At 30.8% G+C, this 22,408-nt stretch carries 35 protein-coding genes; 34 read left to right on the top strand and 1 reads right to left on the bottom strand.

The window, feature by feature from the left end; genetic code table 11:
• Positions 1–141: 141 nt before the first annotated feature.
• The 12 genes from EDC18_RS06465 to EDC18_RS06420 all read left to right on the top strand — a co-directional run bounded on the left by EDC18_RS06465 (position 142) and on the right by EDC18_RS06420 (position 7,110).
• Positions 142–618 carry a hypothetical protein gene (locus tag EDC18_RS06465; RefSeq protein WP_132251473.1) on the top strand — a complete coding sequence of 159 codons (477 nt, stop codon included), beginning with the start codon at positions 142–144 and terminating at the stop codon, positions 616–618.
• A 237-nt stretch (positions 619–855) separates the two neighbouring features.
• Positions 856–1,398 carry a GNAT family N-acetyltransferase gene (locus EDC18_RS06460; protein ID WP_132251471.1) on the top strand — a complete coding sequence of 181 codons (543 nt, stop codon included), beginning with the start codon at positions 856–858 and terminating at the stop codon, positions 1,396–1,398.
• Positions 1,399–1,666: 268 nt separating this feature from the next.
• Positions 1,667–1,789 carry a hypothetical protein gene (locus EDC18_RS14855; protein ID WP_279230909.1) on the top strand — a complete coding sequence of 41 codons (123 nt, stop codon included), beginning with the start codon at positions 1,667–1,669 and terminating at the stop codon, positions 1,787–1,789.
• Between the two features lie 401 nt (positions 1,790–2,190).
• Positions 2,191–2,685, top strand: a complete 495-nt coding sequence (locus EDC18_RS06455) for a DUF7000 family protein (protein ID WP_132251469.1) — start codon at positions 2,191–2,193, stop codon at positions 2,683–2,685.
• A 168-nt stretch (positions 2,686–2,853) separates the two neighbouring features.
• Positions 2,854–3,693 (top strand): GNAT family N-acetyltransferase, encoded by an 840-nt coding sequence (locus EDC18_RS06450; protein WP_132251467.1) that lies wholly within the window; start codon positions 2,854–2,856, stop codon positions 3,691–3,693.
• Between the two features lie 232 nt (positions 3,694–3,925).
• Entirely contained in the window at positions 3,926–4,267 is a 342-nt protein-coding gene (locus tag EDC18_RS06445) for a hypothetical protein (protein ID WP_132251466.1), read from the top strand.
• Between the two features lie 67 nt (positions 4,268–4,334).
• Positions 4,335–5,051 (top strand): peptidase MA family metallohydrolase, encoded by a 717-nt coding sequence (locus EDC18_RS06440; protein WP_132251464.1) that lies wholly within the window; start codon positions 4,335–4,337, stop codon positions 5,049–5,051.
• 213 nt (positions 5,052–5,264) lie between these two features.
• Complete coding sequence (locus tag EDC18_RS06435; protein WP_132251462.1) at positions 5,265–5,693, top strand: DUF5301 domain-containing protein; 429 nt, start codon at positions 5,265–5,267, stop codon at positions 5,691–5,693.
• A gap of 131 nt (positions 5,694–5,824) precedes the next feature.
• Positions 5,825–6,016 carry a hypothetical protein gene (locus EDC18_RS06430; protein ID WP_132251461.1) on the top strand — a complete coding sequence of 64 codons (192 nt, stop codon included), beginning with the start codon at positions 5,825–5,827 and terminating at the stop codon, positions 6,014–6,016.
• An 84-nt stretch (positions 6,017–6,100) separates the two neighbouring features.
• Entirely contained in the window at positions 6,101–6,271 is a 171-nt protein-coding gene (locus EDC18_RS14535; protein ID WP_165878498.1) for a hypothetical protein, read from the top strand.
• Between the two features lie 78 nt (positions 6,272–6,349).
• Positions 6,350–6,712, top strand: a complete 363-nt coding sequence (locus EDC18_RS06425) for an MmcQ/YjbR family DNA-binding protein (protein WP_132251459.1) — start codon at positions 6,350–6,352, stop codon at positions 6,710–6,712.
• Positions 6,709–7,110, top strand: coding sequence for a hypothetical protein (locus EDC18_RS06420; RefSeq protein ID WP_132251457.1), 402 nt, complete (start codon positions 6,709–6,711; stop codon positions 7,108–7,110). The genes EDC18_RS06425 and EDC18_RS06420 overlap by 4 nt, the downstream gene beginning before the upstream one ends.
• 111 nt (positions 7,111–7,221) lie before the next feature.
• Here the strand turns inward: EDC18_RS06420 and EDC18_RS06415 are convergent, their stop codons facing one another.
• Complete coding sequence (locus EDC18_RS06415; RefSeq protein ID WP_132251456.1) at positions 7,222–7,647, bottom strand: GNAT family N-acetyltransferase; 426 nt, start codon at positions 7,645–7,647, stop codon at positions 7,222–7,224.
• A 214-nt stretch (positions 7,648–7,861) separates the two neighbouring features.
• On the opposite strand from EDC18_RS06415, the gene EDC18_RS06410 reads away from it, so the two are divergent.
• The 22 genes from EDC18_RS06410 to EDC18_RS06310 all read left to right on the top strand — a co-directional run bounded on the left by EDC18_RS06410 (position 7,862) and on the right by EDC18_RS06310 (position 22,381).
• Positions 7,862–8,353 carry a hypothetical protein gene (locus EDC18_RS06410; RefSeq protein ID WP_207669173.1) on the top strand — a complete coding sequence of 164 codons (492 nt, stop codon included), beginning with the start codon at positions 7,862–7,864 and terminating at the stop codon, positions 8,351–8,353.
• A complete protein-coding gene (locus EDC18_RS06405; protein ID WP_132251454.1) occupies positions 8,346–8,885 on the top strand; it encodes an NUDIX hydrolase in 540 nt (179 codons plus the stop codon). Before EDC18_RS06410 ends, EDC18_RS06405 begins: the two co-directional genes overlap by 8 nt.
• A 79-nt stretch (positions 8,886–8,964) precedes the next feature.
• Positions 8,965–9,534 (top strand): TetR/AcrR family transcriptional regulator C-terminal domain-containing protein, encoded by a 570-nt coding sequence (locus EDC18_RS06400; protein ID WP_132251452.1) that lies wholly within the window; start codon positions 8,965–8,967, stop codon positions 9,532–9,534.
• Between the two features lie 69 nt (positions 9,535–9,603).
• A complete protein-coding gene (locus EDC18_RS06395) occupies positions 9,604–10,470 on the top strand; it encodes a DegV family protein (RefSeq protein ID WP_132251450.1) in 867 nt (288 codons plus the stop codon).
• Positions 10,471–10,677: 207 nt separating this feature from the next.
• On the top strand, positions 10,678–11,445 hold the full coding sequence (locus tag EDC18_RS06390; RefSeq protein WP_132251448.1) for a class I SAM-dependent methyltransferase: 768 nt from the start codon (positions 10,678–10,680) through the stop codon (positions 11,443–11,445).
• A gap of 94 nt (positions 11,446–11,539) precedes the next feature.
• On the top strand, positions 11,540–11,746 hold the full coding sequence (locus EDC18_RS14755) for a hypothetical protein (protein WP_243115076.1): 207 nt from the start codon (positions 11,540–11,542) through the stop codon (positions 11,744–11,746).
• Positions 11,747–11,763: 17 nt separating this feature from the next.
• Positions 11,764–12,069: a lysozyme inhibitor LprI family protein gene (locus EDC18_RS14750; RefSeq protein ID WP_243115075.1), complete on the top strand. Its 306-nt coding sequence runs from the start codon at positions 11,764–11,766 to the stop codon at positions 12,067–12,069.
• Positions 12,070–12,129: 60 nt separating this feature from the next.
• Positions 12,130–13,707, top strand: a complete 1,578-nt coding sequence (locus EDC18_RS06380) for an immunoglobulin-like domain-containing protein (protein WP_165878497.1) — start codon at positions 12,130–12,132, stop codon at positions 13,705–13,707.
• 15 nt (positions 13,708–13,722) lie between these two features.
• Entirely contained in the window at positions 13,723–14,847 is a 1,125-nt protein-coding gene (locus EDC18_RS06375; RefSeq protein ID WP_132251444.1) for a MerR family transcriptional regulator, read from the top strand.
• Entirely contained in the window at positions 14,783–15,223 is a 441-nt protein-coding gene (locus tag EDC18_RS06370; RefSeq protein WP_132251442.1) for a hypothetical protein, read from the top strand. Before EDC18_RS06375 ends, EDC18_RS06370 begins: the two co-directional genes overlap by 65 nt.
• 33 nt (positions 15,224–15,256) lie before the next feature.
• Positions 15,257–15,589: a hypothetical protein gene (locus tag EDC18_RS06365; RefSeq protein ID WP_132251440.1), complete on the top strand. Its 333-nt coding sequence runs from the start codon at positions 15,257–15,259 to the stop codon at positions 15,587–15,589.
• Positions 15,590–15,609: 20 nt separating this feature from the next.
• Positions 15,610–15,855 carry a hypothetical protein gene (locus EDC18_RS06360; RefSeq protein WP_132251438.1) on the top strand — a complete coding sequence of 82 codons (246 nt, stop codon included), beginning with the start codon at positions 15,610–15,612 and terminating at the stop codon, positions 15,853–15,855.
• A gap of 14 nt (positions 15,856–15,869) precedes the next feature.
• Positions 15,870–16,343 carry a dihydrofolate reductase gene (locus EDC18_RS06355; protein WP_243115074.1) on the top strand — a complete coding sequence of 158 codons (474 nt, stop codon included), beginning with the start codon at positions 15,870–15,872 and terminating at the stop codon, positions 16,341–16,343.
• A gap of 154 nt (positions 16,344–16,497) precedes the next feature.
• Positions 16,498–17,175, top strand: coding sequence for a hypothetical protein (locus tag EDC18_RS06350; protein ID WP_132251436.1), 678 nt, complete (start codon positions 16,498–16,500; stop codon positions 17,173–17,175).
• Between the two features lie 234 nt (positions 17,176–17,409).
• On the top strand, positions 17,410–18,252 hold the full coding sequence (locus tag EDC18_RS06345; protein WP_132251434.1) for a hypothetical protein: 843 nt from the start codon (positions 17,410–17,412) through the stop codon (positions 18,250–18,252).
• 175 nt (positions 18,253–18,427) lie between these two features.
• Positions 18,428–18,733: a DUF3784 domain-containing protein gene (locus EDC18_RS06340; protein ID WP_132251432.1), complete on the top strand. Its 306-nt coding sequence runs from the start codon at positions 18,428–18,430 to the stop codon at positions 18,731–18,733.
• Between the two features lie 52 nt (positions 18,734–18,785).
• Positions 18,786–19,292 carry a hypothetical protein gene (locus tag EDC18_RS06335; protein ID WP_132251430.1) on the top strand — a complete coding sequence of 169 codons (507 nt, stop codon included), beginning with the start codon at positions 18,786–18,788 and terminating at the stop codon, positions 19,290–19,292.
• Between the two features lie 61 nt (positions 19,293–19,353).
• A complete protein-coding gene (locus EDC18_RS06330) occupies positions 19,354–19,857 on the top strand; it encodes a hypothetical protein (protein WP_132251428.1) in 504 nt (167 codons plus the stop codon).
• A 49-nt stretch (positions 19,858–19,906) separates the two neighbouring features.
• Positions 19,907–20,365 (top strand): 8-oxo-dGTP diphosphatase, encoded by a 459-nt coding sequence (locus tag EDC18_RS06325; protein ID WP_132251426.1) that lies wholly within the window; start codon positions 19,907–19,909, stop codon positions 20,363–20,365.
• 27 nt (positions 20,366–20,392) lie between these two features.
• Positions 20,393–21,016, top strand: a complete 624-nt coding sequence (locus EDC18_RS06320) for a hypothetical protein (RefSeq protein WP_132251424.1) — start codon at positions 20,393–20,395, stop codon at positions 21,014–21,016.
• Positions 21,016–21,735, top strand: coding sequence for an alpha/beta fold hydrolase (locus EDC18_RS06315; protein ID WP_132251422.1), 720 nt, complete (start codon positions 21,016–21,018; stop codon positions 21,733–21,735). Before EDC18_RS06320 ends, EDC18_RS06315 begins: the two co-directional genes overlap by 1 nt.
• A 13-nt stretch (positions 21,736–21,748) precedes the next feature.
• Positions 21,749–22,381, top strand: a complete 633-nt coding sequence (locus EDC18_RS06310; protein WP_132251420.1) for a zinc ribbon domain-containing protein — start codon at positions 21,749–21,751, stop codon at positions 22,379–22,381.
• The last annotated feature ends 27 nt before the right edge of the window (positions 22,382–22,408 follow it).

The raw sequence follows: 22,408 nt of genomic DNA, 5'->3' as shown, positions 1-22,408 counted from the left end.
GCGCCACTTTTTCCGCTAGGCGTTAAAAGGAAGGAACGTCGGAAATTGCGGGAACGTTATCTAACATTGCAAATATGAGAAAGGCTTGTGAAAAATTTTAGGTCTAGAATTGGTTGGTATAGTATAAGGAAGTGATATAAAGTGTTTAAGAAATTAGGCTTAACAATATTATGTATTGTATTTTTGTGTAGTTGTACACCAATAATTTCTATGAAATCAGATGATATTTTAAGTTATAAAGAAGATTTGATTTCCAGTAAAAAGGTTCTACATAATCTAGAAGTAGAACTAATTCGACCAAACTTGTATTGGAAATTATATGTCAATAAAGATAGTGAAGATAGTGATATAGCAGAACTTTTTAATAGTGTATTAGATTTTATGAAGTTGGACGATAGGCATAAAGAGTGGAGAAAGAATCATTATTTTATAGAAACTAATATCATATTTTACGATATTAATAATAATGAAATTATCAGAGAATATAAGGGGTCATATTATAAGAATGGTACTACTATATATCAAGATGATAAGAAAAATGAAATAGATGATTATACTACATGGCATGTTAATGATTATGAAACTGATGAAAGTAGAATTTACAATTATAGTAAATAAGTATTTTCTATAGTGGTATTGCAACGGCAGATAACAAGATTATTCCTGTTCGCTAACGCACATTCCTTCACTGGGTGCAAGCCCGCCTGCGAGGAAGGGCTCTGCGGGTCGACATCCCCCCTCTAGTAAAAAGAGCAGTATCACATATGGAACATTAATTGTTAATGTATAGAGAGCTACTAGGTCGAAGTAGTTTCTAAGTGTGAATTGGAAATTGTTTATATTAGGAGGTGTATCATGAAAACGTTAGAAACCGAAAGACTGACAATGAGAGATTGGAAAGTATCAGATATATTTGACTTTTATGAGTATGCCAGTGTTGAAGGTATTAGCGAAATGACTGGCTGGCCGCATCATGAGAATATTGAAGTTACTAAAACAATATTAAAAGACTTTATTGATAGTGGCATAGAGTATGCTTTGGTTTTAAAAGAAAAAAACAAAGTAATTGGTTCTTTAGGTTTTCATAATAGAACTGTTGACACAAGTTATAGAGCTGATATACAAAGAGAGATTGGGTATGTTTTAAGCAAAGCATACTGGGGCAGAGGTCTTATGACTGAAGCTGTACGAGAAGCAATCCAATATGCTTTTGATGAGATTAAAGTAGATGTTTTGTGGTGTGGCCATAAATCATTTAATCTACAATCGAAAAGAGTAATCGAAAAAAGCGGGTTTAGATATTATTGCGATGGTACATATGAATCCTTTGATAAAACTTATGATGTAAAAAAATATATTTTGACTAAAGATGACTATCATCTATTGTTCCCAAAATAAAGAATAATAAGAAGTTATCTTACTTCCCTTTATTTATTAAGGATGTATTATTCTAATGTCAAGAGATTAATATTATTTGATTACTGGCAACTTCCAAGGGGGGGACATCATCTAACAATGAACTCAAGTTCGCTTTGCCTATTTTGGGTCATCCCTTCGACCACCGGGTGGAAGTACTGCCTACGAAGAAGGACTACGGGGGTGCGGTTCAGAGGCGTCGGAGATAAGAAACGTCAGATGAAATTAACACTAGTTATTTGGAGAAAATATGATAAATAATAAAAATTATAAAATAGGTGAACTAAATAATAAGGTAGATAAAGAATGTAACTATTCGAATTTATGGTGTGTTGAAGAATACTTAATTCTAAATATAACGAATCATATTTAAAATATTTAAAGCAAGAAAATACTGGTGCAAGTAAATCAATTGTATTTAATTTTTCCGTCGATGATTTGAATGAAGAATATGAAAGAGTTAAAAATTTAGCTATTGGTAGCATATCCGAGATTATGTATGTAAATATAAGTATGCCATATTATTTCTTTGTAGTGAATGATCCTGATGGCAATGAAATAGAAATTACCGGAAAATATTGCTCAACTAATTAAGAAGAATTTTGACAAACTGATTGTTTTATGTATATATTTTCTATATAAATATTTTGGTTGGTAGAGAGTTGAAGTGAAGTGGAGACGGACTACGCCTACAAGATTATTTCCGTTCGTTGCAAGTGTAGCTCCAAATCCAATTGTTCGAAAACCCTAAATAAATTTTAAAGGATGTTATAGATGAAAAAGCTAAGTGATTATGTCAACGAATATAAGGAACAACTCAAAAAAGGAGACATTCAACAAGCATATGATGGACTTGTAAAGTATGTAATGAGATTAAGAACGAATTTATCTAAAAATTTGTCAGACAGCTATTCCTTTGGTAATCTTTTTCAAGGCTATATGGATTATACGTACTTCTATTATTCCAACGACTTTTTAAAAAAGCGAAAACTGAAATTAGCACTTGTATTAAACCACATAAATATGCAATTTGAAATATGGCTTTTAGGCCAAACAGCACCAATACAAGAAAAATATTGGCAGTCTTTTAAAACAACTAAATGGAATAAAGACAGAGACACTAAACCTAAATACTCAGTTCTTGAAACCGTGTTAATTGAAAATCCGAATTTTAATGATTTGGATTTTCTTTCCCAACGAATCGAGGAAAAGTTAATAATCGTTTCAAGCGAAATCATTGACGACATAAAAGAAATCAAATTGACATAACTAAAATATAAAACCTGCACCTAACAAGGTAATACCAAGATAGCGATTGAAATACTTATTTACATATTTGAGGTATGTGGAATTAAAGAACGTCATACAGTTTCGACTAACTCATCCAAAGATGCTACTATTGATATTAGATGTACTGCTTAGTAAGGGGGTATTTAAATGGAAAGTATCAAATTAACTGACAGGTTAAAAAGGGTTTTTTCTTTGGCAGAGGAAGATGTAGAAGATATACTTTATCCTATACATATATTAATTGGGGTATTAAAAGAAAAGACGGGGATATTAGGAGAGTTAAGTCTAAAGATTCCTGTGAAGATAGAAGATTTAAAGATCGTAGCAAGTAATATAGATATTGGTATTTCTGAAATTAAACATGATTTCTTTAATTCCCTAATTTCTAAGGAGCTATTGGAAGTAATTAAAAGAGCAGAAATTTTGATGAAGAAATATGGACAAATTTATTTGAATGAAGGACATGTTATTAAAGCAATATTTTCTTTAGATAATGAAGTTAATAGGTTTTTTAGTAAAGAAGTAAAAGATTTAGTTCAAGACATTACAACAACTGCTCGGGATCTAATAGTAAACTTAAGAGATTATGAAAAGCCAGATCAAAAATCCAATAAAGTTTGTATTCGAAGAGTTAAAGAAACTGATAAAGATTCACTTTATACATTAATTAGAGATAAATTTAGTGAGGAATGGGCTAGAAATATAATAAGTGGATTTCATTTAAATAAACCAACTGTTTTTATAGCTGAACTAAAAAATGAGATAGTTGGGTTTGGAGCATATGACGTAGTAAGAGGGAAAAAAGGACTGTTTGGTCCTATGGGAATAATAAGAAACAAAAGAGTTCACGGCATAGGATATGATATTTTACATTATTGTTTAATGGATATGAAAAAAACAGGATATGAATATGCTGTAATCAGTGAAGCAGGTCCAATAGAATTTTATGAAAAAGCCTGTGGAGCTGTTGTAATACATAAAAACTGAGTAGGACTACATCCTATAACAAGATTATTCCCATTCACTACGTACATTCCTTCACTGCTGCAAGCACCGCTTGCGAAGAAGGGATCTGAGGGTTCAGTTCAGGAAGGTTGGGAATAACAAAACGGCGATTTATGAAAATCTTCATTTAAAGATACAGATTAAAGGATAATATGCTTTTACTAGGGTTTTACCACACAGATACAAAGTTACTAAATGAAAGAAGGGATTATTTATGAAGGTTATAACATTATGTGGTTCTACAAAATTCAAGGAACAATTTGAACAAACAAATGCATATCTTACTCTTCAAGGAAATATTGTAATTAGTTTAGCTTTTTTTGAACAAAGCGAAGGATTTGAAATTACGCAAGATCAAGCTGAATTGCTAGGGAACATACATTTCAGAAAAATTGATATATCTGATGAAATATTCGTTATTAACGTTGATGGGTACATAGGTAGCAGCACAAGAAAAGAAATTGAATATGCAAAAGAGAAAGGAAAAGCAGTCAGTTATTATACTGATACAGAGATACCTTCTCAATTTTTGGTAGAAGAATATGAGAAGTATTAAAAACTAGTGGTTTGAAAGCCTGTTATTGAAGTATGGCTTGAAGAGCTAAGAAAAATGGGGAAGACATATGATAGAAGAAGTAAATAAAGAAGAAACATATAAACCAAATCAAAAAATGGAAACTCAACACTTTATAATTGTTTATAATGAAATAGATAATGCTTGCATAGGAAAGGTTTCAGATGTTCTTGAAGGTAGCTATAGTGAAATTACCAATAAATTAAAGCAACAACTCGAAGAGAAGCTAATAGTTGAGATTTACACAGATCTTAATCAATTACATACAGCTTTAGGTTTAACGGATGCACCTGATTGGATAAGAGGAGGACTAGCTGATGGTAAAATTATTATTGCTTCTCCGTTAAACCCCCCATTAGGATCAACATTTGACAATGTGGTTAAGACTGCTGTTCATGAATTTGTACATATTTTAACAAAGAAAATTAATTCTAATATTCCTAGGTGGTTAGATGAGGGAATTGCTTGCTATGAAGCAAAAGATAACAATGAAAAGTGGATAATAAGTACTCTAAGGAAAGGATTAGAAAATAATACAATACCGTTATTTGATGATTTAGACACTAGAGAAGACTTCCAAACATTTTTTGAGAAAGATGGATATCAATATTCATACACTATAGTGGAAACAATAGTTAACGTCTTTGGATATGATAAGTTGCATAGTCTAGTAAAGTCGCCTGGAAAATTTGTAGATGTTTTTGGTATAACAAAGCATGAATTGCAAAATGAATGGGTGGAATATATTAAGAACAACTATTTGTAGAATGTGCATGGATTTCTACTTAGATTTAGCAGTCACAACAGAGTAAAATAATAAAGTGTTGCCACGTCCTACAACAAAATGTTCAAGTTCGCTTTGCCTGAGAAGACTGCAAAGCACACCTGCCATTGATCCCATGGGATAAACACGACAATTCCTGTCATTCCCAGGATACTTGTCTCAATGTAAAATTTAATATTATACTTGGAGGTAAAAATGAAAAAAACAAAATTAAGATGGGTTGGTTCGTTTATAGTGGTATTGTTTATCGTAGTAGCTATAGGTGCAATCATACTATATAACCATTTCTTTCCCATGGCTGAGTCTATACAGTACCCTAGTATAGAAACAATTTCTGCAATAGAAATAACAAATAATAATTTGGAGAAAAAATATACTGATAATGAAACCATTGAAACCATTTCCCAATATTTTTTAAATGCCAAAGCAACAAGAACATTATCAATAAGTGATAATCCTACCAAAGAAGAATATTACATTGTTAATATCATAGCAGAAGATGACAGTAGGCTTTATAAATCGTATATTTATAAAGAAAACTCAAAGTGGTATATAGAACAACCATATTGGGGGGTGTATAGAATTGACAAAGATATGCTTCCTTTTTTAGAGAACGACAACTAATTATTATGAGAATCTTTAGGTCCCATCAGTATTAAATTGTATAAAGGCGCTGAAGCGAAGGGCCTATAAGAAGTATTCTACCTTTTGGTATTATTCATTGAATATTATATAGTCTAGAGGTGAAAGAATTAATGGATAAGAAATGTGAGAAGTGTGAAAGCAGTAGAATAATTAAGGGTAAACTTATTGGGTATTCTGGAGTAGTTTTCATCCCAGAAAATCAAAAGGGCATTATAAAAAAATCATCTGCTGTAATGGCTTATGCTTGTAAAGACTGTGGATCTGTATTTGATATAACATTAGAACATCCGGATAAAATTTAATCAGAAATATTAAGTGAGTAATTTTTTATATAATACTATTTATCCGGAGGCAACTAAGACTGATGTAAAAGGGGGGAATTCCTAGTGATGAAAATAAATAAATCTGCATTACCAAGTTTGATTTTTGCAGTTGTATTTCTTATGATTTGTGTCTTAAGGTTCAATGCTAATAATTGGATTGATACTGGATTTTATATTTTAGCAGTTATTGGCTTTATGATAATGTTCTTTAGTTCAAATAGAAAAATTAAATAGTATTCCTTTGGGATCTAGTTCGTAAAAAGTTATGACACTGTCATGAGATAATGTCATAACTTAACAATGGAGGTAAAAATGAAATATCATTGGATTGAAGAATACATATTGTCAAAGGTTGGAATAAACAAAGATTTTAAGAAAGAGTGGAATTGGAATAGATATTTATTAAAAGATAAGATGGTTGCAGCCATATGTAAGGATAAGGAAGGTAAGAATATAATAACTCTAAAGTGTGAGCCTATATTTGGAGAAGAACTAAGGACACGATATGAAGATATAGTAGAAGGCTACTATATGAATAAGGTTCATTGGAATTCTGTTAACTTAGATGGAGAAGTCCCTGATGAAATATTGAAAGTGATGATTGACCAATCCTATGAGTTGATATTTCGCAGCCTAAGTAAAAAAGTACAAAGAGAAATAGGAGAATACAAATGAAAAGCAAAAAGCTAATTACCATATTATTTTTAGCCATTGTAATTAGTATTGGTGGGTTCATTTGGTGGAATTTTTCAAGTTCAATTATCAATATTTCACCATCTCATATTTCAAAAATTGAAATTTTTAATGGTAATACAGGAAAAACAACTGTAATTACAGACGAAACGGATATTGAATATATTATTGAAAACTTAAATGCTGTGTCAATAAAAAAAGATAAAATTTCATTAGGATATATGGGATATTCTTTTAGAATAACAATCTATAAAACGAATGGTAATGTGTATAAGAAATTTACAATTAACTCAAGTAATACTATCAGAAAAGACCCTTTCTTTTATAGGGACAGTTCAGATAGTATTGATTATAATTATATTCAACAATTGGTTAAATAAAGCTAAATTAAATGAAGCAAAGAAAACTTATTAGTATTAAGTTAGGGACAGAATATAAGATTAGAATGGAATATTTTAAAATACAAGATATTGTAGGGTTATCTTTTTTTATTAAGATAACTCCTTTATCATTACAAGATGAGGTATCCCTTCTTCTAAAAATTCTTCCGATGCTTTAATATAGCCTAGTTTTTCATAAAAAGAAAGTGCATGTGTTTGACCATGTAGCTTTGATTTTTTTATACCTTTTTCTTTAGCAAGATTTTCAAGGCAATGAACAATAGTTCTGCCGATGCCATATTTTCGGTGAGATTCTAAAACACATATTCTTTCTAATTTAGCAATATCATCTATTGTTCTAAGTCTACCAGCCCCAACTGCCTCATTATTATAGTAGGCAAGTACGTGGGTAGTAGTAGCCTCATATTCATCAAATTCATTTTCAGCTGGCACGCCTTGCTCTTCAACAAAGACTTTTTTTCGAATTTTAAAAGCTATTTCAAGTTCATCTTGATTTGTAATTGGTTTTGCAATCATCTTAATCACCCTTTTATTTAAGTATAGGTATAGCACAACAAGTTAATTATATCAATTAGTAATTTCTTATTCAAGAAGAGTTATATGTTATGAAATACAATAATAACAATGGAGGGGGTAATACTAAGATGGAATATTTAACGCATTATTACAAGGCAGGAACTATACCTTTAAAAGTTTATCTTCGTTACCAGAACAGGAAGCAATCCAAGTCATGAAAGACTTATATGTTGAAAATGCAATATGGGGCCGTTTTAATAATCCAGAAGCGTACTTACAGTCAAGAAAAGAGACAGAAAAGTGGTTACGACAAGCATTTATAGCAAAAGGAGGGTGTCCTCAGGAAGAATACCCGTTATACATGGTTGCCGGAACATCTAATATGTTAAATAATACACCATATGAGGAACTTTCTAAAATTCAAGTACCAATTTCATATTTTAATGAAGAAGATATAAGCTTTACCTACATAGATAGTATGTTTTCATATCAACTAGGCAAGGATAAGTCTTCTAAGTATTATCAACCCAAATATCATAGAAAAGTATTTCTATTATCCGAAATACGCTCAATATTCAAAGAACAAGGCGAGCCAGTTGAAGGTTGGTGGGGAAAACTTCCAAGTGATTTTCTTCCTTATATTGAAGCTCAAGTTTGGAATCATAAGTTAATCAGAGGGTATTTAGAAAGGAATAGTTATGAGTGAAATATTTGATATCTTTATAGGAACAAAAGAAAATTATAATATACCTTTAATACAAAGGGAAGCTGTTAGAGGTATTATCCTTAATAACGATAAAATATTGATGATGGTCAGCAGTAAAAATGATCATAAATTACCAGGTGGTGGGATAGAAAGTGGAGAAACCCATTATGAAGCTTTAACACGTGAGATAAAAGAAGAAACAGGATTTGATTGTATTGGTATTAGTAAGCAAGTAGGAAAGGTATTTGAAAGAAAAATAGACTTTTTTGATAGTAACTATATGTTCGAGATGGTTTCTTATTATTATATTTGTAAATTAGATAAGAAGAAAGGTAAATTAGAATTAACAGAATCAGAAAAGGCCTTAGGATTTAAACCTGTATACATAGGGATAGAGGAGGCCATACAAGCTAATAATGAGTTCATTTTAAAATACCCAGAAGGGGTAATATGGACAAAGAGAGAAAACTTGGTATTGGAAAAAATATTACTGAATTTAGATGAAATAAAAAATATATCTGTTAGATTATAAGCCATTCTATTAAATAGGTGTTAAAATATGGTATTATAGATATATGCAAATAACACATCCTAATATCAAAGGTGAGTAAATGGGTAAAGATAGCGATACCACTAAAAAGAAATTAGCTAATGCTTTAAAAATTTTAATGGGTGAAAGACCATTTGAAAAAATAAAGATTCAAGATATTGTTGATTTATGTGATATGAATAGACGTACTTTCTATTATCATTTTCAAGACATTTATGAGTTATTAGAGTGGTTTTATCATGAGGAAGCATTAAAACAATTTGAAATCAATAGCACATATGAGTCTTGGCCAAAAGAAGTACTTTATTTATTTAATTACATAGAATCCAATAAAGAAATAACACTTTGTGCATTCAAATCTCTTGGTAGAGCGTATTTAGAAGATTTTATGTATAAGATAGTTTTTCGTGTAGTGAAAAATATAACTTACGAGATGGCAGAAGGATTAGATGTAAAAGAGATGCAAAAAGACTTTTTAGCACACTTCTATACAGTTACTTTAGTAGGATTGATAACCCATTGGATTCAAGCTGATTGTAAAGAAAATCCAGTTGAAATAACAAATATGACAAAGGTTATCGTTAAAGGGACAATGGTAAATGCACTGAACCAGTTTGCACAAAATGACTAATTTGTGTATATACTTATGAAATCAATAGATGATATAATACCCTTGAAATCAATTACGGGGGTATTCATTATGCAAAATTATATAATTGCAACAGATGCAACTTGCGATTTACCACTAGAAATAATTCAAAAGTTAGGCATTGTCGTTATGCCTATGGAATTTATAATAGAAGAGAATACATATAACCATTACCCTGATGAAAGAGAAATGCGTATAAAAGATTTTTACAATCAATTGGCACTGGGTAAAATATCAACAACAACTCAGATCAATTTGTATGCTTATGATTCTGTCTTTAGTGAGATTCTAGATCAAGGGAAAGACATATTATATATTTCATTTTCATCTGGTTTAAGTGGGACATTTAATGCGTCATTACTTGCTGTGAATGAGTTAAAAGAGAATTATAGTGATAGAAAAATAATAAGTGTAGACTCCTTATGTGCTTCGATAGGAGAAGGCTTATTGGTTTATTTAGCAGCATTAAAGAAAGAAGAGGGTTATTCTATTGAACAATTAAAAGAATGGATAGAAAACAATCGATCTAATATAAATCATTGGTTTGTCGTTAATGATCTAGAAAATTTAAAACGTGGTGGTAGAATTAATGCTATTCAAGCGTCTGTTGGAAATGTGTTAAATTTAAAACCTATTTTAAGTGTTGATGAAGAAGGAAAGCTTATATCTGTTGCAAAAGTTAGAGGCAAGAAAAAAAGTTACCAATATCTTTTAGAAAAACTAGAGGAAGGTAACAATGATAAAGAAAATCACACTGTTTTAGTTGGACATGCGGATAATGAAGAAGATGCAAATTATGTAAAAGCGAGTATTTTAGAAAAAAAACTGGCAAAAGAAGTTATAGAATGTAATATTGGACCTATTATTGGTTCTCATACAGGAAGAGGAATGATCGCATTGACTTTCTTAAACCAATAATGTTCATATTGACTAAATTGAAGAAGATACTATTTGTATCTTCTTTTTTTGTTATAAACATATAATAGTATAAATGTTTTGACTTTTATTGTATGGAATATTAGAATAGTATATAGATTGAGAACAATTGGTTTAAAAGTCTTATAAAAAATGGGAGTACAAATATAATTATAATAAGCTCCTAATGTATTAAAGAGGTAATGAATCTTGAAAAGACAAATGACATTTAATGAAGATGTAAAGAATTATGATCGATTTAGACCGACATATACCAAAGAATTATTTGATAACATAATCCATTATTCAAGTCTTGATAAAACAAAAGAGGCACTTGAAATCGGAATAGGTACAGGGCAAGCTACAACACCTATCTTACAAACAGGTTGTTCTCTTACAGCAATAGAGCTGGGGGATAATTTAGCTAGCTATTGTGAGAATAAATTTAGGGAATATGATAACTTTACAATACATAACACTTCTTTCGAAGACTATCATTATGCACCTAACAGTGTGGGTTTGATATATTCAGGAACTGCGTTTCATTGGATACCTGAAGAAATAGGGTATACAAAAGTTTTTGATATGCTTAAAAGGGGTGGCACTTTAGCTTTGTTTTGGAATAGACCATCAATAAAGAAAGATAGTACCATCTATAATGAAATTCAGTTAATTTATAAAAAATATAGCCCTACATATGAGCCGCCAGTTGAAGACAAACAAGATAAATACAATAGGATAATGGAGTCCATTAGAAAATACGGATTTGTTGACTTACAGTTTAAACTTATCCATCAAACAAGGTCTTTTAATGCAGAGGATTATATCTCACTACTAAATACATATTCAGATCATAGGGTAATGCCAAAAGATATAAGATTGGCATTTGAAGAAGAAATGAGAGCTACAATTAATAAGCATGGAGGAGTTTTAACAATATACGATACTATGGATTTGTATTTAGCTAAAAAACCTTAAGTATTATTTGTTCGGAGAGAACAAAAGGTTAAGCAATGAAGTGAGTCCTTTATAAAATATATATTTATGGAATAGTGATAAGAGGAGAGTAGTAATGAAAAATAAAATAATCCTTGTGTTCATTGCAGTATTAATATTTACATTCACAGCTTGTACAATAGACAGTGAGGAAAAGGATAATGCTGAAAACAAAATAGAACAAAATCAACCTATAGATAGTCAAGTTAAAGTAGATAACTCAGCAACAAAAATAGAAGGAAGAAGAAAAGAATTTCTAGATTTATTAACAATATACAAATAGAACTTGATGCCTTGCCAGTGAGAAAAGACTCAGATGCTGGCATTACAAATGCTATGCGAAGCTATTATGGAATATCATATGATATGTATGACGAAGCATTAAATGAAATTTATAGCTTGCTTAAAAATCAGTTATCAGAAGAGACAATGAAAGAATTGCAAAAGGAACAAATTAAATGGATAGAAGAAAAAGAAACACGAGCATATAATGAAGCTGCTCAATATAAGGGGGGCACATTTGAATTTGTTGCATATAATGTATCTTTGTATGAATCAACAAAAGGAAGATGTTATCAATTGGTCAATGAGTATATGACAGATTAAGTAGAAAACCACTTTTGTGAAAGGGAAAATTTTTCAATAAAGGGAATGAGTGATGATAATATGAGGGGATTACTTAAATTAATAGTATTAAGTATATGTATAGTCATTACCCTATATTTATTTGTAGGGTGTACAGAAGAAAATGTGTTATTTAGTGGGGAAGAAAATCTAACCGTTTCAACTAATGAAAGTAAAGAAAAACGATATAATCAAGCAATAGAGTACATATTTAAGAACCAATACCCTCAAGCGATGGGTGTTTTAATGGACTTAGGAAGTTATAAAAACTCAGATCATCTGTTAGAACAAATACGTTATTTAATAGAAGGCACATATATTGGTAATGGAATTTGGGCAGTGGGCGCTATCACCGATGAGGGTAAAGTGAAGGTAGCTTACGATGGGGAATATGCAAATAATTATTATATTACCGAGTCATGGGCAAATATAAAATCTTTATCTTTTAGAAGTGGAGATTCTATTGAAGGGCTAACAATAGACGGTCGTATTGTTACTACCAATACGGTTACAAAAGAGGAGTTACTGAATTCTAAGAATGTCTGGACATATGCAATGGCAGATGTTGTAGAAGCCGTATCGAAGTGGAGTGATATAAAGGCTTTTCAAGGGTCATATCCTCTATCAGTAGTAGGCGTTACTAATGAAGGATTTGTATATGCAGCTTATGCTTATGAAGATGGCTCAGTAAAACTTGAGGGATGGGAAAATATTGTATCAGTTGCCGATGGAAGAAGCTATGTCATTGGATTAAAGGTAGATGGCACAGTAAAAAGTAAAGTATATGATTATCTAGGAGAAATAGATACGTCAGAGTGGACGGATATTGTAGCAATATCGGCGGGCAACTCTATTATTGGGTTGAAAAAAGATGGCACAGTCCTTTCAACTGGTGCAAACAAATTTGGGGAAGGAAATGTATCTGAATGGACAGATATCATTGCAATATCTACTCGTGGAAGTTGTACATTAGGTTTGAAAAGTGATGGTACGGTTATTGCTACAGGACGAAATACTTTTGGACAAATGGATGTAGAAGACTGGACTGATATTGTGGCTATTGCAGCAGGAGAATATTTTTCTATAGGTTTAAAATCAGACGGTTCATTAGTATTATCAGGGGACTCTAGTTTAAGTGGGGCTAAAACACCTGATGTATCTAAAATGACAGGGTTGTATGTACCAAAAGTTATTATTGATACTGTAGAAACTAGCGAACTTGAAGGCGTATGGATAGAAACAGAATATGAAATATACCCAACGGGGACAATGAGTGTTAAAGCTAAGTGGTTTAATACAACAGACGATGAAATGATGTTTGGTGAACCTTTTACATTAGAAAAGAAAGTAAATGATGATTGGGAGAAAGTAACTAAAGAGACCGTAAACATGTACTTTTTTCATATGATAGGCTACCCTTTACAATCCAATCAATCCAGATGGCATACTTACAATTTGCATTTTTATACAGAGGGACTAACAGAAGGGGAATATCGAATCAATACTGATTTTTCACGAATGACTTTAGATGGAGTAGATTATGGTTCAGGTAATTATCCAAGGTATCCAATATATGGTTATTTTAGTGTAAGGGATGATAGACACAATAGTAAAGAATAAAGGATAAAGAATAATATGAGTGAAAGGGGTAAAGTCACAAAATACTGGATTAAATGGGAAAAGGGGAATGATATGACTTTAAAAGAAGTTGAAAAACTAACTGGAGTTAAGGGAGCTAACATACGATTTTATGAAAGAGAGGGGGTTATTACACCAAGACGAATGGATAATGGAGATAGACATTATTCAGAGGATGATTTGCAGAATTTACTTCGTATTAAATTGCTATGGAGACTAGGGGTTTCATTGGATGAAATTAAGGAACTTAAAAACGGAAGCAAGGAGTTAGCAGATGTTCTCTCTAAGAAAATCGAGATACTTGAAAAGCAAGGCAATTCGTATACCCAAAATCTTTGTCGTGCAATGCAGGAAGATAGGGTGACTTTTACACAGTTAGATGCCTATAGATATCTTGATAATATCAACTTAACAAAAGAAAAAGAAGGTAGTGAATATAGTTCAGGCAATAATAAAGAACGTATAAAGGCATCTCATCCTTGGCGCAGATTCTTAGCCAGAATGCTAGACATCTTGATATACAACATACTATGGTCAGGGGTTATTGCATTTGTATTTCAGCTAAATTTGTTAAGAAGGGGCAATATAGGCAACTTATTTGATACTTATATGGCAATTACTATTATGTTGTTTTTGGAGCCACTGTGGCTTTATTTGCTCAAGACTACGCCAGGGAAGGCAATCTTTGGACTTAGGATAGAAAATATTGATGGAAGGCGTCTTTCCTATGGCGAGGGATTAGAACGAACGTGGGGCGTTATAGGTGCAGGGATGGGGTACAATCTTCCCATCTACAACCTTATTCGTCTTTGGAAAAGTTATAGTAAGTCTAGTGAGAAAAAAAGCCAGCCATGGGATGAATCAATAGCTTACACCCTTAAGGACAGGAAAATATACCGAGTTGCCCTTTATATTGGTGCACATATAGCTGTATTTGCTATCTTTTTTACAATGGTGTCCGCACAGCAACTTCCTCCAAACAAAGGCAATCTGACTGTAGCAGAATTTGTTGAGAACTACAATTATTATGCGAATTTTTTAGGTGTTGACTTTGGAAATGAATACTTGGACGAAAACGGGGAAATGGGTAGAGAAGGAATTTGGCGGAACCGTATATATTAATTTGGGTAACACTAAAAAACCAACCTATCATTTTACAACAGAAAATGGATATGTGACAGAGGTTTACATGGCTATAGAAATCAAGAATAATAAAGACTGGCTCCATTCATATAACTCCCATTTGATCCTAGGGTCCCTTGCATTTGCTGGTGCACAGGATGAAATGAGTTTGTTTTCAAAGCTGCCAAGTCGAATAATTGAGCAAATTCATAATAATACTTTTAAGAGTTTTCATTTTAGAGAGGCTGGTATCACATTTTCTTGTGAAATTGAGTATTCTGGATATAGAGATATGCAATCTTTTTTATTGATACCAATGGAAAATGCAGTGGAAACCTATTTCAGTTTGAATTTTTCTATGAACAAGCAAAAATAATTAAAAGGCTAATGATGTAAAAGGAGGAGAAAAGTGGAGAATATATTTTATTTCTTATTAGGAAGTTTGTATTTGTTTGCAATAGTATATTTGGCAGTTCGATTTGCAATAAAACCAACAACTCCAGATATAGAGTCATCTATAGAAGAAAAAACGATTATAGGTTTAAGAGATTTAGGTTTATTTGATACGGATGAAACATATGAAATATTAAAGATATTTGAATTAAAGAGTGTTAAGAAAAAGGAAGATGTAAAGTTTGAAAGTTATCTTAATGTATTAACTGAATTAAAAAACCTTGAATATATAGATAGTGAGCAGCTTCAAGAAAAAATCAAGCATCTTAAAGGTGCGTTGGGAAACTAAAAAATATTAGGAGAGTTATTATGAAAAAATTTATTGTTGGAATAACATTTTTAAGTTTGTCAGTTATATTGTACTGTACAATACATGTAATAGCTGTAATGCATATGCCTAGAATTACGAGTTGGTCAGGAAGTAGATATTATCTTGCTATAAAAGCAACAAATGGTACATTGCCATTTTATATAAGTATAATAATGGGGATTGTAGGACTATTATTAATTAGTTCTGAAATCTACAATGAATATGCAATAAAGAATAGAATATAGAAAGGAAAATACAAATGATTATTTCCCATATAGTAGCTATAGCAAAAAACTATGTAATCGGTAAAGATAACGATATCCCATGGAGAGTACCTGGGGAACAATTAAGATTTAAAGAATTAACTATGGGAAAAACAGTAATAATGGGGAGAAAAACATATGAGTCATTAGGAAACAAGTTAAAAGGAAGAAATATAATAGTTGTTTCTAATACAATGGATGACAATAGTGATTTGTATAAGGTTGTAAAGTCAATACATGAAGCATTAGAAATGGTTGACGGAGAAGAAGTATTCATTGCAGGTGGGGGGCAATTGTACAAGGATACCATTGATATAGCGGATAGGATATACATAACAATATTAGATGAAGAGATAGATGGAACAATTTTTTATCCTAAGTTGGATAGCAACAAATATCATACCACTTACAAGAAACACGTACCAGAAGGAATTATACCTTATACCTATTATACATATGAAAGAAAATAGTAATTCCTGCATTCCATCACAGCACATCAATTTTATATAAGAAAGGGATATAACTATAAAGATAATATAAAAAAATCAGATAATGAAGGACTTTATCGTTTAGAGAAAATTAAAGGGGTTACAGATTTATTCTAATTAAAAAGAGGAGTGTAATATGAGAGGGAAATTAGGGATTGTATTAATATTTTCCATTTATTTAATCAGTGGTTGTACTAAAGTAGAAAAAGATGCCCTTCCTTTAAAGTTTGAAGATGTGAGTAAAATTATCATTAATGAGTTACAATCAAATAGTATTAAAGAGGTTATTTTAGAAAGACAGATTGACGAGGATACTAGGGTATTTCTTTATAGGCATCAAGAGGGTGAGCATATTAACGGTGGTATTAGCGTAAATAACAATTATTATGATTTTGGAGAAGTATCAATGGATGGTACACCAGAAGAATTATTAAGAATAGAAGAAATTCAGGTATTGGGAAAAAAGGCAGTAAAGATTAAAGGAATTCTAGGTGGAAATTATGCGCAGTCATTTTATTGGTTTTTTGAAGAGGAGTTACAAAATTCACTTATACAAGTGGATGGAAATGCTACTGAGGTAGACTTAGATAATGATGGTAAATCAGAGATTATTGCTAGTTGGGGTACAATTCCCGAAACTAGAATATATAAGCTAGAGCAAGAGGAAATAGTTGTTTCTGATATTAATAAATCCATAGGTGCACAAGCAGTACTTATGATAGATAATAAAAATTTATTTGAAGTATATTTTGAGCCAAATCAACCAGAGCAATATGAATACTATAAAGATTCATTCAAAAAATCAAATCACTAAACTAATTGTTTTAACTATATTTCCCTTAGGTAAATATTATATTGAGGCATAAAGCATAGGGATGAAGAAGAGCTTTAATAATGAAAAATAAATCAATAGCACCAATACCAATGATGTTAGCTATTTTGTAGGTTAAGCTCAAATAAAACCCATCGTGTAAGAATATATCATTAAATTATAAGATAATCGATAGGAAGTATACAGCCTATGAAGAATAGTAAGGGAGCTTTTTATATGAAGAAGATAGATTACATATGTTTTCTAATAGTTATATTAACATTAGTCATTGCAGGTATAGGTATTTTTTATTCAACAGGGGGAGAACGCTTTATTGTTGAAAATATCTACGGAGAGAGTGTTGAGATATTTGGAGATGGTATTTATAAGTATAATTCTGTTCTAGCAGCTGGAGCCAATAAAGGAACTGATTTTATAATGATTATAGTAGCACTTCTATTTGCTTTTGTTACTATCATAAGAAAAAAGGCTGCTAAATATAGATATTTACATGTGGGATTATTGTCAGGATTGCTTTATTACTCTCTATGCTTAGTTTTTGGCGTGACTTTTAACGAATTATTCTTGATATATGTACTGCTTTTCTCCTGTGCTTTGTTTGCAATGATCTTCTTATTAAGTGAGTTGATTAATGAAGATAATTTATCCGAAGAATTAAAGAAAGAAAGCTTAATAGGCACTGCAATATTTATCATTATATGTGCTTTTTCAGTTCTAGTATGGTTACCTTATATTATACCAGCTCTTATTGCGGGGCAGTCTTTTGAGATATATACCACAGAGCCAACATTTGTAATAGATTTTGGCATTATACTTCCAGTGTTTTTAGGTTGCGGCATTGGCATCTTAAGAAAAGAAAGCCTTGGTTACAAATTAGCACCGATCCCATTAACGCTAATGCCCATAATTGGTTTCGTTGTGATTGGTCAATCTATATTTCAAACTGCAATGGGAATTGATATTCCAATTAAAGAATTAATTGGCTTGGTTATTTCGTTTATTGTATTAGGTGCTGTAGCTATATATTTAAATAGGAGATTTCTAAAACATGTTAAATAGTTAAACAGGTAAACTTGACTAGCTATTACATATACAAAGAATTAAATACTTAAGATACAAGTTGTAAGTGTAGCCATATTATAATAGTTATTAAAAAAGCAAATTCAAATGAAATTGATAGTATAATGGTCAAATTAATTTTAAAGATAATATATCATTTAAGGAGGAAAAGTTTATGTGGATTGGTTGGTTATTTGTAATTTTATTTGCAGTTATATCGATTGCTTTACTTATGGGAAAAGGTAGTTTTCTTATAGCTGGGTACAATACAGCTAGTAAAAAAGAAAAAGAAAAATATAATGTTAGACGTTTATGTCGTGTGGTCGGAGGCGGTTTTAGCATCATAACCATTATACTAGCTATTTTTACTTATTATGAGGGGGAAATGCCAGAGTATCTACAATGGGTTATGCCTTGGGGATTTTTAATTACGATAGCTTTAATACTAATTTTATCAAACACCATCTGTAAGAAAAAATGAATCAAGAAGCAGTCTATAAATAGGTTGATTATTGTTAGGAGTATATAAAAATATGAAATATGCAAAATTAAAAACTCTATTGTTAATAGGAATTTTTATTATTATAAGTATCGGTTGTGAAAACAAAAGCTCTGAATCCAGTATTGTAATACAAAATTACCATGAAAGAATCGGAAAAGGAACAGATTCTCAATTTTATAAAAATGGATTTGAGTACAGCTACTACTATTATATAGATAAAGACCATGAAGTGACGTTAGAAATGGTTATTAAACACGAAGGTAAAGAGTTTGATAACATAGTATTAACAGATATAAAAAGGAACATAGGAGATATTGATGGTGCTTTTGGGTTATCAGCTAAAATAGATGAAAAAAATGACAGCATTATCTGGGCATTAAGACTTGATGAGAATGTGGAATATATTATATCTCCAGATTTCTTAAAAAATTCTAATGGTTCTCATGGTTCTCTATCTGATTATGGGAGTATAGAAGGAAGTACTGTATTTTCTAGTGGATATAATCAAAAAAACAGTAATTATACAGAATATGAATGAGAAGTACAGGTGCTTATTAAGGGTAATGAGCTGTAATGATAAAAGCTGAAAGGGGTATCATATGGTCAATATTAAAAAAAGATACGTAAGTATTCTGCTAATAAGTATTTTAGTAATAGCATTTTTTTATCATAATTATATTTCAAGTGAATTTACCATGGTATCTACTGCTGCTTTTAAAAAAGATAGTATTAAATTAAATGAAGAATACTACTTGGGGTATAGTTTAAAGTGGGAAGGAATTGTAAAGCCCACGATAAATTATATTGAACTACGAATGAGTGATGGAACTATTCTATCAGATAATGATAAGTATTTAAGTGTGAATGTTTTTATTGATGAATCCAATAATACAGGAGCATTAAAATCTGAATCTGTTGCTAAATATTTACCCAAATACTCAAATCCTGAGAATTTTAGAGTGAAAAATAATCGAATAACAATTGTATTAAATATCAATAGAAAAAAGGAAGATTATATGGATGTAAGAAAAATCATGATATCCTATAATTTATTTGGCTTAGAAAAGAAGCAAACATTTGACATATATACAATAGTGCCATAATATTGCTGCAAGATAAATAAAAAATGAAAAGACGAAGAGGATTTTCTAAATGAAAAATACCAAATTAATGAACATGTGTATGATTATTGATAAAGAAAAGAATAGAGTTATTGTTCAAGATAAAGTGAATTGTGACTGGGGAGGTATTACTTTCCCAGGAGGAAAAGTTGAGAATGGTGAGAGTATTATTGAATCAACTATTCGAGAGGTAAAAGAAGAAACAAATCTTGATATAAAAGATTTAAAGTTTAGTGGTTTAATAGATTGGTATAACAATATTACTCATGAGCGATGGTTGATCTTTCTTTTTAAGACAGATACATATTCTGGAGAACTTATAGATGAAACGAATGAAGGTAAAGTGTTTTGGACGGATAGAGATAAATTATTAAGTATGAACTTAGCAAGTGGAATGGAAGATTATTTGAAACTGTATAATAACGACAGTTTGAATGAAGCCTTTGCTATATGGAATGATAAGGTAACAGGAGAGTTTAAGTTGTTATAGTCTAAGTCTTGGAGGGTGAGGAATGAAATGAAAAATAAGGCTTTAAAAATGATTGCAATGATTCTTATATTGGCTACATTAAATACCCTATTAGTCCTTGGGTGTTGGCCATATTTTTCAAGTGAAGAACTTATTGAAAAATCAGAGGTTATTCTTATAGGGCGACTAAATGGGAATATTTCAGAAGAACAAGTAAAGTATGAATCAACAATAGAAATATGGATCACTAAATGGGAAATAGAAGTAGAACAAGTAATTAAAGGGAATGTAGAGGAAAGTTCAATTAATATTGTTACAACAGGTGCTGAAAATAAAGGCATTACATTATCAACAAGTTATAGGTTAGACACAACTCAAGAGTATGTGCTTCTTTTTCTAATAAGTTATGGAGAAGATTATCAACCTATTACCCCTCAAGGCGTAAAGTATATAACAGTAGGTGATAAAGACAATAGGGAAGACTTATATAAAAGATATAATATATTTCCAGAGGAACTTCAAGAGGAATTAGAAGATTATATTCTTGAAAATGAGATCGCTTTTGATCTTGATAAAGAAGAGGAAGATAAGGAAGATAATAAATTATTGTATGGAGTAACAAGTGTGTCATTAATTGGTAGCTACTTACTAATAAAAAAGAGGAAAAAATAATGTCAAAAACCAAAACGAAATTCCTTCAATTAGAAGATATCAATATAGCATATAAACAAGAAGGTACAGGACCAGCTCTAATTTTACTCCATGGAAATTCCCAAGACAAAAGGATATTCAAACAGTTTCAAAAAAAATATTTTACATCCTTTACAACCTATGCAATAGATAGTAGAGGCCATGGTAAAAGTAAGTCTTATGATAATACATATACAATCAAACAATTAAGTGATGATATCATTCATTTTTGTAAAGCGAAAAAAATTGATCAAGCTTATGTTGTTGGATATAGTGACGGTGGTAATATAGCTTTATTTCTAGCTAAGAATGCACCAAACATATTTAATAAAATTGTAGCAATATCTCCAAATTACCTTGTTGGTGGAATAGGCAATAAAACTTTAAAATTATTTATAATTATGTTACAAATAATGAAAGTCTTTAAAAGAGTAGGCATTAGAACGGATAAAAGCATAATGAAATTGAATTTAATGCTTAGGGACATAGGCATAACAGAGGAAGAATTAAGCACTATCAATTGTAATATCAAAATATTATACGCAGAGAAGGACATTATTAAGGAAGATCATATTAAAAAATTAGCAGGATTACTTCCTAATGCAAAGATAGAAAAAATCTGTAAATCAAATCATTTTAATATTATTTATAAAAAACAGATGATAAAAGGTATTGATGAATTTTTTAAGAGTACTTCTTAAGGGGGAAAAAACTTTGGAATGCCCGAAATGTAATGAAAAACTAAGTATGAATTCAAGAAACTGCAAATATTGCGGAGAGTTTATTGCAAAAACCAATACGGAGTATAAATATCAGAGTGATGAGAAATTTGAAGTTAAAAATACAAGTGCTCGATTAGATGGTTCAATTAAGATATGTTATGACTGTGGAGAAGTAAATAAAAAGACGGATTATAGATGTTATAACTGTAACAGTAATTTAGAAGAAACCTATAAAAGGTATATGAATGAAGTGAAGGAAAAAACAAAGAGAGAAGAGCAACGAAAGCACATATTTATTAAGTTCGTCGTAATTAGCCAAATTATTTTATACCTTGCATCACTAATATTATCAACAATTAAACCAAGTAACGAGATACCTTTTGAGATAATATTTATTACGATGATTATTGCAACGGTCATTTCAGGTTTAGGAATCGTGGCTATGTTATATCCTGATATGTTAATATTAGCTAAGTCTTCAAGAAGATGGTATTTAAGAGAAATGTTAATACCTACAGAGGACGCAATGAAAAGAGAAGTGTTTTCTGGGGTACTAATGGGGTCTTTATGTGTGGGATATAGTTTTTTCGTGTTTATTAGTTTGTTAATGATGAGTTTTAGGTAGAAAATTTTGACTTTTATTATGGATAAG

Origin of the sequence: Natranaerovirga pectinivora, from assembly GCF_004342165.1 — a bacterium.
GTDB lineage: Bacteria > Bacillota > Clostridia > Lachnospirales > DSM-24629 > Natranaerovirga > Natranaerovirga pectinivora.
Note: the sequence above shows the minus strand (reverse complement) of the source record. Positions and strands in the feature narration are given on the sequence as shown.

Bases quoted from the DNA above. Each gene is read 5' to 3' on its own strand.
- EDC18_RS06420 (WP_132251457.1), top strand. From the start codon at position 6,709: ATGAAAAGCAAAAAGCTAATTACCATATTATTTTTAGCCATTGTAATT.
- EDC18_RS06335 (WP_132251430.1), top strand. From the start codon at position 18,786: ATGAAATATGCAAAATTAAAAACTCTATTGTTAATAGGAATTTTTATT.
- EDC18_RS06315 (WP_132251422.1), top strand. From the start codon at position 21,016: ATGTCAAAAACCAAAACGAAATTCCTTCAATTAGAAGATATCAATATA.
- EDC18_RS06410 (WP_207669173.1), top strand. From the start codon at position 7,862: ATGAAAGACTTATATGTTGAAAATGCAATATGGGGCCGTTTTAATAAT.
- EDC18_RS06435 (WP_132251462.1), top strand. From the start codon at position 5,265: ATGAAAAAAACAAAATTAAGATGGGTTGGTTCGTTTATAGTGGTATTG.
- EDC18_RS06370 (WP_132251442.1), top strand. From the start codon at position 14,783: ATGAATACTTGGACGAAAACGGGGAAATGGGTAGAGAAGGAATTTGGC.
- EDC18_RS06380 (WP_165878497.1), top strand. From the start codon at position 12,130: ATGAGGGGATTACTTAAATTAATAGTATTAAGTATATGTATAGTCATT.
- EDC18_RS06440 (WP_132251464.1), top strand. From the start codon at position 4,335: ATGATAGAAGAAGTAAATAAAGAAGAAACATATAAACCAAATCAAAAA.
- EDC18_RS06415 (WP_132251456.1), bottom strand. From the start codon at position 7,647: ATGATTGCAAAACCAATTACAAATCAAGATGAACTTGAAATAGCTTTT.
- EDC18_RS06395 (WP_132251450.1), top strand. From the start codon at position 9,604: ATGCAAAATTATATAATTGCAACAGATGCAACTTGCGATTTACCACTA.
- EDC18_RS06330 (WP_132251428.1), top strand. From the start codon at position 19,354: ATGGTCAATATTAAAAAAAGATACGTAAGTATTCTGCTAATAAGTATT.
- EDC18_RS06320 (WP_132251424.1), top strand. From the start codon at position 20,393: ATGAAAAATAAGGCTTTAAAAATGATTGCAATGATTCTTATATTGGCT.
- EDC18_RS06355 (WP_243115074.1), top strand. From the start codon at position 15,870: ATGATTATTTCCCATATAGTAGCTATAGCAAAAAACTATGTAATCGGT.
- EDC18_RS06400 (WP_132251452.1), top strand. From the start codon at position 8,965: ATGGGTAAAGATAGCGATACCACTAAAAAGAAATTAGCTAATGCTTTA.
- EDC18_RS06425 (WP_132251459.1), top strand. From the start codon at position 6,350: ATGAAATATCATTGGATTGAAGAATACATATTGTCAAAGGTTGGAATA.
- EDC18_RS14755 (WP_243115076.1), top strand. From the start codon at position 11,540: ATGAAAAATAAAATAATCCTTGTGTTCATTGCAGTATTAATATTTACA.
- EDC18_RS06325 (WP_132251426.1), top strand. From the start codon at position 19,907: ATGAAAAATACCAAATTAATGAACATGTGTATGATTATTGATAAAGAA.
- EDC18_RS06340 (WP_132251432.1), top strand. From the start codon at position 18,428: ATGTGGATTGGTTGGTTATTTGTAATTTTATTTGCAGTTATATCGATT.
- EDC18_RS06460 (WP_132251471.1), top strand. From the start codon at position 856: ATGAAAACGTTAGAAACCGAAAGACTGACAATGAGAGATTGGAAAGTA.
- EDC18_RS06455 (WP_132251469.1), top strand. From the start codon at position 2,191: ATGAAAAAGCTAAGTGATTATGTCAACGAATATAAGGAACAACTCAAA.
- EDC18_RS06350 (WP_132251436.1), top strand. From the start codon at position 16,498: ATGAGAGGGAAATTAGGGATTGTATTAATATTTTCCATTTATTTAATC.
- EDC18_RS06405 (WP_132251454.1), top strand. From the start codon at position 8,346: ATGAGTGAAATATTTGATATCTTTATAGGAACAAAAGAAAATTATAAT.
- EDC18_RS06360 (WP_132251438.1), top strand. From the start codon at position 15,610: ATGAAAAAATTTATTGTTGGAATAACATTTTTAAGTTTGTCAGTTATA.
- EDC18_RS06375 (WP_132251444.1), top strand. From the start codon at position 13,723: ATGAGTGAAAGGGGTAAAGTCACAAAATACTGGATTAAATGGGAAAAG.
- EDC18_RS14855 (WP_279230909.1), top strand. From the start codon at position 1,667: ATGATAAATAATAAAAATTATAAAATAGGTGAACTAAATAATAAGGTA.
- EDC18_RS06450 (WP_132251467.1), top strand. From the start codon at position 2,854: ATGGAAAGTATCAAATTAACTGACAGGTTAAAAAGGGTTTTTTCTTTG.
- EDC18_RS06445 (WP_132251466.1), top strand. From the start codon at position 3,926: ATGAAGGTTATAACATTATGTGGTTCTACAAAATTCAAGGAACAATTT.
- EDC18_RS06345 (WP_132251434.1), top strand. From the start codon at position 17,410: ATGAAGAAGATAGATTACATATGTTTTCTAATAGTTATATTAACATTA.
- EDC18_RS06430 (WP_132251461.1), top strand. From the start codon at position 5,825: ATGGATAAGAAATGTGAGAAGTGTGAAAGCAGTAGAATAATTAAGGGT.